The organism is Rhodospirillaceae bacterium (assembly GCA_002728255.1).
Taxonomy (GTDB): Bacteria; Pseudomonadota; Alphaproteobacteria; order UBA7887; family UBA7887.
Genome location: PBWV01000031.1, coordinates 38,316 through 51,476, shown reverse-complemented (window position 1 = coordinate 51,476; position 13,161 = coordinate 38,316). Strand labels below are relative to the sequence as shown.

Here is a 13,161-nt window from a genome sequence, read left to right as displayed (position 1 = left end):
TCTTAACCCCCAAGGTTCCTCTTTTCGGACCAATTCTAAGTATAACCCATAACAAGCCAAGGGCCACCCACACTGATCAAGATTGAAATTCCCACGATATTACGGCACAAACTCACATAACCTCATTAATAGGAGTTTTGTCTAAGTGCCCCATACCATTAATTTACGATCCTACGCAAANTCCCTCAATATAGCCGATGGGAAAACTATTCTCGAGCAGGCCTTAGAAGAAGGCATTGACTACCCTTGTGGGTGCAAATCAGGTAATTGTGGCGCCTGTAAATCTGAGCTGTACAGTGGAGAAGTAGAATTAGCCCCCTACTCTGAGTTTGCACTGACTGAGGAAGAGAAGAAACAGAATTTGATCCTGGCCTGCAGGGCCATTCCGCTGAGCGACTGCGAACTCAGTCCTTTAGGACAAGATGAGGTCATCAATCATCCTCATAGGTCAATGAACTCCAAAATTAGTGAAGTAATCAAGTCCACGCATGACATCTACATTGTCCGCACCCAAATAGCGCTCGGAGAGATTTATGACTTTTCTCCAGGCCAATATTCTTCATTGCAATTTGACGGCATGCCACCGCGAGATTTTTCTATGGCCAACCTCCCAGGGAAAAATGAACTGGANTTTCATATTCGNCAAGTTGNNNATGGCANAGTGAGNNANCANATTNTNTCAAATCTGAAAGATTGGAGATAATNTGCAGGTGGACGGCCCCTATGGCNTCTCGTATCTCCGCGAATCTCATAGTGGNCCCATTATCGCTCTTGCAGGATCGACAGGCCTTGCTCCCATTAAATGCATAGTGGAGTCCGCCCTTAAGAAGGGAATGAAACAAGGAATTTATTTATATTTTGGTGTTCGCACACCCGGAGACCTATACTTAGAAGAAGAACTCAAGGCCTTATCCGACATGCATAGCAATCTCACATATGTGCCGGTTATGTCTGAAACATCAGGAGGAGGGGCATACCGCGCCGGATTAGTCGCTGACGCTGTAGTAAGCGATTTTGGTGATTTAGATGGATGCAAATCCTATATAGCCGGCCCCCCTANNATGGTAGAAGATGCAGTTCAAAAGTTTGAGCTTCTAGGAATGCGCCGAGAAGACTGCCACGCTGATGCTTTTTACACCGAAGCAGACAAAGCCAAACTGGATACCACAGAGCAATGAGTAACCTTGATGGGACAGTAGCAATAGTTACAGGATCTGCCACTGGAATCGGGCTTGCGATCGCAAAGCGTATGGCGAGTGAAGGGGCTAATGTGGTCGTAGCTGATTCAGGGGTCAACATTACCGGAGAAAACCCTGATCCCTCAGCGGCGGCCATCGCAGCCGAGCAACTTGGGCCCAAAACCATGGCTTTTGTGGAAGACCTGAGCAAGCCCCACGCTGCTGCAAAACTTGTACAGGAAACCAAGCAAAAGTATGGAAGAATAGATGTTATCGTTAACAACGCGGCCATTCTNCGCGACGAATTCATTTTCAAGAGTAATCCGGAGAATTGGAACGCGGTTGTAACCAACAATTTATCTGCCTACTTTTATGTGCTTAACGCAGCCACACCCATCCTGAGACAACAGTCTAAAGTAGATCCGGCGTACGACCGAGGACGAATCGTCAATATAACTTCTACTGCTGGATTTTATGGAAATTTTGGCCAGTCAGCATATGGAAGTAGTAAAGCAGGAATAGTTGGACTCACTCGTTGTGTTGCTCACGATATGGCCCGTTCTGGCATAACCTGTAACGCCATAGCCCCATTTGCCGCGACCCGGGTAACAGAAACTATTCAAGCTGCNAATGACTTTCAAGCAGAATACAAAAGCCGGGCGCTCAAAGTGTCGGCCGCATATGTTGCACAATTCGTATGTTATTTGTGTTTACCACGTGCAAAAAATATAACTGGGCAGCTTTTTATGGTTCGAGGAAAAGAAGTGTTCCTTTTCAGCCAACCCCGCCCCACAACAAAAACAATACAACAACTTTCGACAAAAACAGGATTGGAAAGTCTGGCCGATGCAGTTGAGAAAAATCTTCAACCTCACTTCTTAGCCCTGGAAACAGACCTCGAAGCCTTTAATACTGAACCCTTAGTGTAGGAAACAACACATGCATAATGAACTACAAGTCAAAACTGTAGAGGCATTCCAGGAAATGCCTTTGGAGTATAGGGAAGCAGTAAAAAAAATTGTGATCAGCCACGCTGTTAATGAACTCTACGGCGCACAAGTATTTGACGAACCAGCCATAGGCTTAGCACCAGATCCATATTCCAAATGGCTGACCTGCCGCGTCGCCATGGAGGAGTACGGCCACCACGTCCGATTCAGAGATCTGGGTGCAAAACTTAATATTCCATTGGCAAACATGACCCCAGAGAATAAAAAACCTTTGTCGATTTTTGAATTTCCATTAACAACATGGCCAGAGTTCTGCGTCATAAAATTGCTTGCCGATTTAGGGGANATTCTTCAAGTCGAGGACCTATTGCAGTGCAGTTTCTATCCCCTTCAACAACTTGCCCGCATCACTATGCCTGAAGAACGATTCCATGCTGATTTTGGGAAGTCATATTGCACCGAACTTTGCAAACACGCTGAACAAAAGGAAGAAGTACAGGAGGCAATAAATCGCTATTTCCCAATGCTCCCAGCATTTTTTGGCCGCTCTGGATCGCAAAATAATAGTATATTCAGAAAATGGGGCATCAAGCAGAGAAAGAACGAGGAGATGAGGGAAGATTACTTATCGCAAGCCAACCAGGTAGTTACTGATTTGGGACTCCAGCTCCCTGCAACGCAAACATAATCTTCCCGAAACAAATGACAGCACACTGTTTAATGGACCTAGAAACTTTTCTGCACTCCCTTNATGANATTAATTGGTTCAATAATCTAGGGAGTAAACTAACACCCAATATCTCCGTGATTGCTAACCANTACCTAGATGTAACTGGCAACGGGGGTGCTCCGATAAAGATCCCTAAGAATTGGGAAGAAGCCAAAGTAGTCATGAAATCTGCCCAAAACGCCGATTTCAACGGTTTTACAGAGCTAACGGTACGACGAACTTTAAGGGAACAAGCGATTGTTGTTCAGACGCCACGCAACTGTGATGGTTTATTAAATTTGTCCTTGGACCAGATCTCCAAAATAGCCAACAAAGTTAGTATTAGTGTCCCAGCTGGGCTCTCTTCTGGTTCTGAAACTGACTTCTTACCCAAAGCAGCAGCGGGAGCACTTGCTGAAGCAGCCTACGACAACGTCCTCTGGTTGCTCGCTGAGGGGGCCTCCGACCACCCCATCCAATTAAAGTTCCAATTATTTTCTGAAGGGCGATGGCCCATAGGCCTAGGAAAAAAAAACTTTTATCTCTGGTGAAATATTTGCGAGTTTAAAAGCAATATCGTACTTTGCGCCTGGTAATTATAATATTGTCCATTGATACTGAGGTCGATATGCCATACGCCAACTCTGACGGAGTCAAACTCTACTACGAGGAATCGGGAAGCGGGACAGCTATTTTGTTTATTCACGAATTTGCTGGCGACTATCGAAGTTGGGAGCCACAAATGCGCCACTTCTCTTCTCGATATCGTTGTATATGCTATAGCGCAAGGGGTTACCCTCCATCAGACATACCACCTGAGCCTGAATGCTACAAACAAGATATCCAAGCTGACGATGCCGCCCAGNTTCTGGATCACCTCGGCATTGAAAAAGCCCATATAGTCGGCCTCTCAATGGGTGGATTTGCGACGCTCCACTTTGGCTTACGGCACCCTCAGAGAGCATTAAGCTTATCGGTCACTGGCTGTGGTTACGGAGCAGACAAGAATAATAGGGATAAATTTATAGCGGATGCGGAAGAAGTAGCCCTCGAGTATGATCGCAATGGCTCCCAAGCAGTAGCGGATTTTTACGCAGAGAGCAGCACCAGAGTGCANTTCCAAAACAAAAATCCCCGTGGTTGGGCAGAATTCAAAAGGCAATTATCAGAGCACTCCGCCGCGGGGGCAGCTAATACCATGCGAGGATATCAAAAAACCAGGCCTTCACTTTACGATATACAAGATGAGCTAAAGGAACTTTTAGTGCCAACCTTGATAGTTACGGGCGATGAGGACGAGCCATGCTTAGAACCATCACTCTATCTAAAACGCACAATACCAAGTGCGGGCCTCAGCATTCTTCCAAGGAGCGGCCACACAATTAATCTAGAAGAGCCCGATATTTTTAATGGGATAATAGGGAATTTTCTATCCACCGTGGATGGGGGCCGTTGGTCGCTAAGAGACCCTCGGTCATTAGGGTCGGCCATGTTAGGAAGCAAGGAATAGATTAACCCAAATCTTATTCACTCGGCTCAACGGCAGGGGATACATCAGAACCTTCTTCAGGAATATCAGGCGTCATGAGGTCCTCTGACCTTCGGCGCAGCTTCTGTATCTTTTCATCCTCTATCAGATAAACCCACTGGCTATGCCGGCTCTCTATCTCTTGAGCCTCCCGCTGCATGGATCGAACTTTATCCAAGCCCTCACTGCTGTCTTCAGCTTCCACTGACTTCTCCAACGGGACAAGGAGCTGTTGATCAAAAACAGCACTGATATGAGCCCAAATCAAATCGTCAAGTTCAAACATAGATACAGTTACTATAAGCCCATCCCACGTTTGCAATTTTGTGCGGGTCACAGGCTCTGCTCCAGCATCTATCTCAGATAACGGCCTTACATCAAGAAACTGGAGAAACGACAAGGCTCCCCCTGATGCATTGACAATCGCCGGAGATGCCGTCTTCATTCCTGACGGAAGGTTATTTACCGAATACTTAAATAAGGCACGATCAAGACGTTCCAATTCCGCGCTATTCCCATCCTTATGTGAGAAGAAAATCTTTCGAACTCGATCATGCCGTATACTCATTAACTTCTTATCAACCCAACCGAGCAAATCCACAGCAACCTCTGGACCACCACTTCCGAGCCACGNTTGATTATCATTCGGGTACCGAACATACCTCAGGTCCCGCCCAGANCGATCTTTATCCCCGACAAGCAACGAAGCTAATGAGACACCCCCTTGATCCAATAACCGAACAGCCAAAGCACTCCCTACCTCGGCCGATGGACCGGCTAAACCGAGGACTCCATGACGCTCCGGATCATTCGTCTTCCGTGCAGTTAATTCCAGCTCAGCAACATCCATTATTATCTTCTTCACCACCTCAAATTCAGCAGGATAATTACTCTTTTGTGGCACAACCCAACGCTCGCCCACTCGTTCAATAGAAAATTTCTCACCTCCACCACTAACGACCTCTACAATAGATACATCGTTGGCCCGGCCCATTAATTCCGGAAACATTCTCTCGTTGCCATCCAGTGTTTGGTTTTCTGATGCCTCCCGGCNGACCAACACAATCGTAAGAACAACCGCGGCAACCGCGGCCAGCCCCAAACCAAATAAGCTATTTCGTCGCATACCCTACTATTATCCTATGCAAAAATATCNATAGCTCTTAGTGTACACCGAGACTACGGAGCCGACGACGACGTCGCACTAAAAACACCAATAAAGCTACGATACCGACAAGTACCGGTATTCCACCAATATTGAGAACTTTTAATAACGTACCAAGTCCCTCAATATCCTTCCGTAATTCATGACGCACATCCCGTAGCTCCTTCCGTATCGTTAGCAAATCAACCTTAAATGCCTCGATAGCTACCGACTGCTCCACAGTTAAAAGCTCTAGAGAATCAGTGTCCGACCTTCTCATTTCACTAAGTTTGCGTTCGGTCTCTTCCATTCTCTGCTGAAGACCTCGTTCTGTCTCCCGAAATTTTATTTCCGCCTTCCTCTGAAGTTGGTCCACAATCACAAATGGCCTCTGCCCAGTGCCTCTGGTCCTCAAACCAATTAACTCCGGACCACCACCAAACAACTCTATCAGGTTGGCGATCAAGGCACCGTTATCTGCCATAGGAATCGCAAGCACTTGGTCTAGGAATTGCTGGCTCTGAACCCACGAACTATCTACTAAAATATCGCTATCCGCAATTATTGCGATATTTATTGGGCCTTTTGATTTTACAAGATGAGACGGAGGCACGGCCTCGACCATTTGCTCACTCTCTTCAGAGGGCGGCCCTCCTGGAAACGCCGTTTGGACTTCACCAGTGATGCGGACAGCCACCGTATGACTATTACCCTCTGGGACAAAATCATCAAGCAACCTTTTAGGATCCCCTCCAAACTGAACCTTAAAACGTTCCAACAACATCGTGCTAGTCGAAGTTTGAATCAGGGGAATAAAGTCCACCTCAACGTCTTGCAGTTTTTTCAGATGACCCGCGCTCCTCACAGTAACACGGCCCAATTGGCTTGTTGCTATTTCGTCTTGATTAAAATTTACTTCTTCAAAGGCAAGCCAAGGTAAATAAGGAATAACGATGGACCTCCCATTGGAAGTTGTTTGGACTCTCTGAGCCGCAGCGCCGTCCGCCACAATCATTCCTGCATCCATTTCCACACCCCAAGCAGCCAGCAAGTCAGGCAAGTTAGAGCCTTGCGGGTTCAAGGGATTTTCTGGGTCGGGATTTCTCGCTCCCTCTTCAGATAATGGATCCACAAAAATCAGAGCTCGGCCCCCACCAAGCACATATTGATCGATCGAATAACGACCCATGGGTGACAAGTCTCTTGGGTGCACAACCAAAAGCATGTCCAACTCATTATTAATCTCATCTAGCCCTACCAGACGTATATCAAACATCTGTTGCAGCTGGGTGATTATAGTCCAGGGAGGCAACTGAGCAGGTTCACCACGCTGTGGATCTCCCGTCCCCCCAAACATATTTAGAGACGAGATAACTCCAACTACAGGCTTGCTCTCCGTTGAAATTTCGTAAACCAGACGTGTCAAATCATATTCTAAAAATGCGTCGCGTTCTTGAGAGAAGAATTCGATCACAGATTTATCATCAACTGTATTGGTGCCAACTAACCCAAAATACAACTTATCGCCAGCGGCGTCGACGGGCACCCCTCGTAAGCCATATGCTACAGCTTCATCCTCTGCATCTGAGAATGGCTCAGGATTGACTACTTCCAATGTTACCTTCCCACCAGAATCAGCCACATACTCTGCCAATAAATCCCTTACTCTCCTCGAATAGTCCTGAATAGGTTGATATTGGTTAGCTAGACTTTGTGTAAGATACAAACGGAGTCGAACCGGCTCTTCCAAACTATTCAATAGACTCTTTGTCCCTGAAGATAGAGTGAACAACTTGTCGTCCGTCAGATCTACTCTCAACCCCCTAAGCGCGGTATTACTAGAAATATTCACCGCCAAGAGAAGAAGAAGCGCAAGGGAAACAGCAACGGCTCCGAACGCCTTCTTTCTTTGAATCAATTTTTCGGCCATAAGATGCCCTCTCTATGCCCNGTCACGATTACTAAGGACTATCGTGTTTAAGAAAAGCCAGAACACTATCAACGATACAAAATACACTAGATTTCGGAGGTCCACTGCACCCCGAGATAGGTCCTGAAAGTTGGATACGAAACTCAAAGAAGTGACTGCTTCCACTATTAGTTGGGGCGCCCAACCTGCAAAGAGATTGGTAATCATTGGCAGGCCCGTAACCGTAAATAAGAAGCATACTACAGCCGTAATAACGAATGCTATTACTTGGTTTTTTGTTAAGGAAGAAATACAACTCCCAATAGCCAAATAAGCTCCAGCCATCAAGAAACTTCCCAGATAAGCAGCAATNACCACNCCATTATCTGGATCCCCAAGATAATTTACGGTAACCCATACAGGGAAGGTCAACAGCAGAGCTATCCCTGTAAATGCCCACGCAGCCAAGTATTTTGCTAAAACCGCCTGCCACACTGTGACTGGAAGTGTCATTAAAAGCTCGACTGTGCCTGAGCGACGTTCCTCCGCCCANAGTCTCATTGAAAGCGCTGGTATAAGAAACAAATAGAGCCAAGGGTGCCATGTAAAAAAAGGCTCCAGATCTGCTTGTCCTCTCGCATAGAGGTCGCCCATAAAAAAAGTGAACACGCCATTCATGAAAAGGAAAATTACGATAAAGACATACGCTATCGGCGTTAAAAAGTACCCCGAAAACTCACGCTTAAAAATGCTGATTGTTTGATCCATAGTCTACACACGCTGGCACCAAACGGCGTCCTAGCGGTCTCCTCCAATCGTTAAATCACGAAACACATCATCTAAGCGACCACTATCTACACGCAGCTCATCTATGCCCCACCCCTTGTCTTGAAGATGCCGCGTCACCTCACTAACCATAAGCCTTCCTTTTTCAGGAAAGACAATCCAGCGGTCCTGCCCATCATCCCCACTGAAGACTTCAACGGATGAAACCCCAGGCATACTTTTTAACGTAATGCGAAGATCGTCCCCAGTCTCTATTGATGCTCGAAGAGTTATAGCGTTCCGGTATCGTGACCGAGCCGCCAAATCGTCGGGCGTACAATCAACCACTATTTTTCCCTTGTTAATTAACATGGCTCGCGTACAAACAGCGTCTACCTCCTCGAGGAGATGCGTAGATATGATTATAGCCTTGGCACGCGCCATATCCCTTATCAACCTTCTAACCTCTCTCTTCTGATTAGGGTCTAATCCATCAGTGGGTTCATCCAAAATGAGGACATCGGGATCGTGCAGCACAGCCTGTGCCAAACCAACTCGCCTCTTAAATCCTTTTGATAATGTATCTATGGGTTGCCCCAGCACGGGCCCCAAACCAAGTTGGTCAACCATCCTGGAAATACTTTTACTAGCGCTCTCCTTCTCTACTCCACGAACGCTAGTAGTAAAACGGAGAAACTCTAACGGATTCATATCTCCGTATAATGGCGCACCCTCTGGCAAATATCCCAAATTCTTGCGCGCCCATAGCCCGTTCTCAGAAACATCGTGTCCACACAACTGAACTGTTCCTGAAGTTGGCGAAAGAAAACCTGTAATCATTCGCATGGTTGTAGACTTACCCGCACCATTAGGGCCCAGAAACCCGAGAACCTCGCCCCGTTGTACATTGAAGGAAACCGAGTCAACAGCTTGGATCAAACCAAATCGCTTCGACAAGGATTCCACCTCTATCAAGGTGGCCATCATCAACCTTTCTACAACCCTTAGTTGCCTTAGTCTCTATTCTCTATATCTAGTTAGCACAATTGCCCTTATTCATATTGGGGAAGAGTACTATAAATCTCTCGGCTAATTTAGAAATGGAAGCCGATTCGTTCAAGTCATTACCCCAAAAAATCCCTTATTAAGTAGGCTTTTTTGACTCTTTGGCCCAAAATTAGCCAAAATCAATAATAATAGGCCAATTCCAGACGCAAAAAATCGTCATCCCTTAGGCCTTGCAGTGGATCATTGGACTCTACGGCACTAAACAACTGGGCTTCCAAGGTTAGCTTTACCCCATCCGATATTCTTTGGCTTGCCTCTACAAAATATTGTCGTGTACTCGAGTTGGTGGCNTGAAGGACACCCAACAACGCCTGGCTATCCGCTTCATCGTTTAAGGCTAAGCGAGTGCCAATAAAAATATCGTTGCTGAGAGGGTCGGTTGCTGCGGTTAACCTGCTATCCCTCATGTACTCGACCAATATGCCCAAATCTGCATAGGTTCCAGCGAAACCATATATGTTATGCTCGACGCCTCCAACACCAGAGTAATAATTCTGTTCCACACCAAAAACATTCTTCTGGCCTGATCTTACCATTCCCTCTAACTTCCACAGCCACACACCACTGGTGAGCTGAAGATCTAGAGTTGTCTGTGAAATTACCTCGTAGGTCGGAACAAACACTGTGTTCCCGTCATCGGTAACCCCAAGAGCAAGGCTCGGCTCTCGGCTGGTGCCATAGAATTGAGCAAGCCCTAAGTCCCAGTTTCCAAGGCTCACAGTATACCTCATAGCGGCATCAGGGTGCCACTGCTCGAGCTTGGTCTCGTAGCTACTCTTAGCTGAATCAACCAGTAGTNCATCTCGGAAGCGCCCACTTCGGGATGGGAATTCCCTCTCACGAAAATAAGGCATGACCAAAAAATCCAAAAACCCCAGCCCTAAGTCAGTGGATAAATGCACCATAGGCTGCCCTAACTTCGCCTCCCCATTAGGACCCTCAACAACATCTGTCTGGTTCACTATGTCAATGAGATGCTTGGATTCCGCCACTCCCCAAAAAACCTTGCCTACTCCAAGGCTCAGATACCAATCCATTCCGGAAGATTGAAACAAAAGCTCTCTCACATCGCCGTGAGTCCTGCTGGAGTCCACAGAATCAAATCGGTAGAAGGGCCTGAAAGTTATGGTAGCCCCCCCATCATACTCCAAATAATATTCCGGTTCCACGGCCAAGGAAAACCGGGCCCTATCTTCCGCACCGGCCAAACCGACTTTCGGAAAAAACGAAACCTCTCCTGACACATAGCCACTAATTTCACTGAAAGCAGGAGAAAAGATCCCCGCAAAATTATCGTTGCTTAAGGCCGCATCCCTGACTGTTACCATCGACAAGACAAGTAATACCCCAACACTCAGTAAAATTTTCATCAATATCCTCGTAGATCAAATACCACTTGCAGACATCCGCGTAGAGGTTAAAAAAAATACTACTTTGCCAAACAATGCAGTAATTAATATCAAGCGATTAGTTCGTTCCAACGTTTCTTCTATGTGTAGTAAGTGTTAATGTCAAAGGGGTGGGAGATGACTATGCAAGAGCCTATTACCGTCTACATNGACTACAAAAGCCCCTACGCTTATTTGGCGATCGAACCGACCTTGAAGTTGGAAAAAGATTTTCTCGTAGCCATAGAGTGGCTCCCGTATACCTTGGATATACCTGATTTTCTTGGTAGTGCAACAGTGGACAAGCAAGGGAATGTAATAGAGGAACAACGTAGCGCNCACCAGTGGAGGCGAGTTCGGTACTCGTACATGGACGCCCGAAGGTATGCTAACCTGACAGGTCTAACTGTCCGCGGACCTCAAAAAATCTGGGATTCTACATTGGCCAACATGGGGCTCTTGTTCGCCAAGGAGCAGGGAAAGGCTGAACCTTATAGCGATATGATATTCAAACGATTTTGGCGCAGGGAGCTAGATATTGAAAATTCTGAGATCATTAAGGCTGTACTGCAGGAAGCAAAGGTCAATACAGAAAAGTTCCAGGACTTTGTTGTGGGCAAAGGACCAGCTCTCCACGATGCAATACGAGAGGAAGCGGAAGCCATTGGAGTTTTCGGTGTTCCAATGTATGTCCTAGATGGAGAGCTATATTGGGGCCGCGAACATCTGCCCTTGATTCGACAAAAGTTAACCAACAAAGATTTGGCACGATCATCCCTAGACGCAAAATCACCTGACAATGCGCCAAACGCCGCTAGTTATATGACCTAAGTGCCCTGACGGGTAGGGGCTCGGNCCCGANCCCGCCACGCCCTTTGACAGGAAATTAGTCCAGTGCAAAGCACAGAAAACCAACCAACTCCCTCGACTTTGACCGGTTTTGTCATCATGTGCATGGCTACATATCTAGGATTGATTAACATCCAGATCGTCAACAGCTCGTTCAAGGAAATTCAGGGTGGACTGGCAATTGGGCCAGAACAAATCAGTTGGGTCCTTACATCAGCACTGATTGCCGAGGTTATCATGCTGCCATTAGCAGGATGGCTGTGCAGGTTATTTTCGACCAAATGGCTATTTGCAGGATGTCTATTTGGATTTACGTTGGCAAGTATAGGCTGCGGCGTAGCCTGGAACATAGAATCCATGATTGTGTTCCGTGCATTGCAGGGATTTTGCGGTGGTGCACTTATGCCACTCGTTTTCGCGACGACCTACCACGTTTTCCCGAAAAATAGGCAGACCATTGTAATGACCATCTTGTCATTTGTCTTAGTCACCCCAATCGCTATTGCTCCTCTTGTGGGAGGCTGGATTACCGAAGCACTTGGCTGGCGCTGGATGTTTTGGCTTAGTGTACCAGTTGGGATTATCCTTATGTTTGCTTCTATCGTGTTTATCAAAATCGATAAAGCCGAATTCGGACTTGCAAAAAACATTGACTTTCTAGGAATCTCACTGGCCGCCATAGCATTACTATTCTTGATCGTAGTGCTCGAAGAAGGAAAAAGACATGACTGGTTTGCCTCAAAACTAATTTTAGCTTTTACCGCAACCGGCGCGATATCTGCCTATTTATTCATTTGGAGAGAATTGACCTGCAAACACCCAGTTGTAGACCTGACTATTTTTGCCAATAGGGATTTCTCAATTGGTTGCTTTTATACCTTCATGTATGGTGCTGTATTTTTTGTACCCTTCTTTTTATTACCCCTCTATCTAGCCGAAGTTCGAGCTATTGATACGTTCCAAATAGGCACAATAATCGTGGTGTTAGGCATCAGCATGGGACTTTCCAGTCCTCTAGCCGGAATGGCTGTCCGTGTTTTGCATTTGCGCTGGCTTGCACTCATTGGATTTGGCGGAATGGCAATTGGTAATTGGCTGCAAGGAAACTTAACAGCTGATGTCGGCTTTTCCGAACTTATCCTTCCCCAAGTAATTAGAGGAATCTCCTCACAATTTTGTTGGCTTTCCTGTGTCGTACTAGCCCTTGGGTCTATCGAGACTACAAAGGTCAAAAATGCCAGTTCCCTGTACAGTCTCTTTATGCGGCTTGGTGCCGCAATTGCAATAGCAGTTGGCAGCACCCAATTGGAGAACAACACCATCCGCCATTACTCGGAAATTGCAGATACCGTCTCATTTGACCAACCATCCGTTGGAGAATCCATCCCAACGCTTAGAAATCTTTTTAGAGGACAATACGGTGAATCCCCTACCGCCGACCACGCTGGGTTAACCCTGTTGATTGACTTGGTTACCCAACAAGCCATGATCATGGCCTTTAACGATGTAACAAAGAGTACTGCTCTGCTCTCCCTCCTAGCCCTTATATTACTCCCCTTATTTCGCAGAAAAATCCCTCTGGAGAGATAAAACACGCCTTGTTTTAGATAAATCACCTAACTAACTAAAGTATCATAAATACCCCCACCGCTCAGTTCACCAGAAGAATTGAA

The 13,161-nt window shown here is 46.4% G+C and carries 13 protein-coding genes; 8 read left to right on the top strand and 5 right to left on the bottom strand.

Translation table 11 applies throughout. The annotated features are described in order from the left end of the window. Window positions 1-145 precede the first annotated feature (145 nt). The 6 genes from CMM32_08290 to CMM32_08265 all read left to right on the top strand — a co-directional run bounded on the left by CMM32_08290 (window position 146) and on the right by CMM32_08265 (window position 4,347). On the top strand, window positions 146-703 hold the full coding sequence (locus tag CMM32_08290) for a hypothetical protein (GenBank protein ID MBT06894.1): 558 nt from the start codon (window positions 146-148) through the stop codon (window positions 701-703). Beyond that, window positions 693-1,178 carry a hypothetical protein gene (locus CMM32_08285; protein ID MBT06893.1) on the top strand — a complete coding sequence of 162 codons (486 nt, stop codon included), beginning with the start codon at window positions 693-695 and terminating at the stop codon, window positions 1,176-1,178. Before CMM32_08290 ends, CMM32_08285 begins: the two co-directional genes overlap by 11 nt. Further along, window positions 1,175-2,107 (top strand): hypothetical protein, encoded by a 933-nt coding sequence (locus CMM32_08280; protein ID MBT06892.1) that lies wholly within the window; start codon window positions 1,175-1,177, stop codon window positions 2,105-2,107. The genes CMM32_08285 and CMM32_08280 overlap by 4 nt, the downstream gene beginning before the upstream one ends. Before the next feature lie 10 nt (window positions 2,108-2,117). Then, the gene (locus CMM32_08275; GenBank protein ID MBT06891.1) at window positions 2,118-2,816 is read left to right on the top strand and encodes a phenylacetic acid catabolic family protein; all 699 of its coding nucleotides are present in this window, start codon (window positions 2,118-2,120) and stop codon (window positions 2,814-2,816) included. 116 nt (window positions 2,817-2,932) lie between these two features. Next, on the top strand, window positions 2,933-3,388 hold the full coding sequence (locus CMM32_08270; GenBank protein MBT06890.1) for a hypothetical protein: 456 nt from the start codon (window positions 2,933-2,935) through the stop codon (window positions 3,386-3,388). A gap of 77 nt (window positions 3,389-3,465) precedes the next feature. Continuing rightward, the gene (locus CMM32_08265; GenBank protein ID MBT06889.1) at window positions 3,466-4,347 is read left to right on the top strand and encodes an alpha/beta hydrolase; all 882 of its coding nucleotides are present in this window, start codon (window positions 3,466-3,468) and stop codon (window positions 4,345-4,347) included. A gap of 13 nt (window positions 4,348-4,360) precedes the next feature. On the opposite strand, the gene CMM32_08260 is transcribed toward CMM32_08265, so the two are convergent. The 5 genes from CMM32_08260 to CMM32_08240 form a co-directional block, all read right to left on the bottom strand. After that, on the bottom strand, window positions 4,361-5,491 hold the full coding sequence (locus tag CMM32_08260; GenBank protein MBT06888.1) for a hypothetical protein: 1,131 nt from the start codon (window positions 5,489-5,491) through the stop codon (window positions 4,361-4,363). 37 nt (window positions 5,492-5,528) lie between these two features. After that, complete coding sequence (locus tag CMM32_08255) at window positions 5,529-7,439, bottom strand: ABC transporter (GenBank protein ID MBT06887.1); 1,911 nt, start codon at window positions 7,437-7,439, stop codon at window positions 5,529-5,531. A gap of 12 nt (window positions 7,440-7,451) precedes the next feature. Beyond that, window positions 7,452-8,186, bottom strand: coding sequence for an ABC transporter permease (locus CMM32_08250; protein ID MBT06886.1), 735 nt, complete (start codon window positions 8,184-8,186; stop codon window positions 7,452-7,454). Between the two features lie 30 nt (window positions 8,187-8,216). Then, window positions 8,217-9,158 carry an ABC transporter ATP-binding protein gene (locus CMM32_08245; GenBank protein MBT06885.1) on the bottom strand — a complete coding sequence of 314 codons (942 nt, stop codon included), beginning with the start codon at window positions 9,156-9,158 and terminating at the stop codon, window positions 8,217-8,219. 212 nt (window positions 9,159-9,370) lie between these two features. Then, window positions 9,371-10,621 carry a hypothetical protein gene (locus CMM32_08240; protein MBT06884.1) on the bottom strand — a complete coding sequence of 417 codons (1,251 nt, stop codon included), beginning with the start codon at window positions 10,619-10,621 and terminating at the stop codon, window positions 9,371-9,373. Between the two features lie 138 nt (window positions 10,622-10,759). On the opposite strand from CMM32_08240, the gene CMM32_08235 reads away from it, so the two are divergent. Then, window positions 10,760-11,470, top strand: coding sequence for a hypothetical protein (locus CMM32_08235; protein ID MBT06883.1), 711 nt, complete (start codon window positions 10,760-10,762; stop codon window positions 11,468-11,470). Window positions 11,471-11,533: 63 nt separating this feature from the next. Beyond that, the gene (locus CMM32_08230) at window positions 11,534-13,078 is read left to right on the top strand and encodes an MFS transporter (GenBank protein MBT06882.1); all 1,545 of its coding nucleotides are present in this window, start codon (window positions 11,534-11,536) and stop codon (window positions 13,076-13,078) included. Window positions 13,079-13,161 lie beyond the last annotated feature (83 nt).

Excerpts from the sequence above, each read along its gene's own strand:
- CMM32_08255 (MBT06887.1), bottom strand. The coding sequence starts at position 7,439 with ATGGCCGAAAAATTGATTCAAAGAAAGAAGGCGTTCGGAGCCGTTGCT.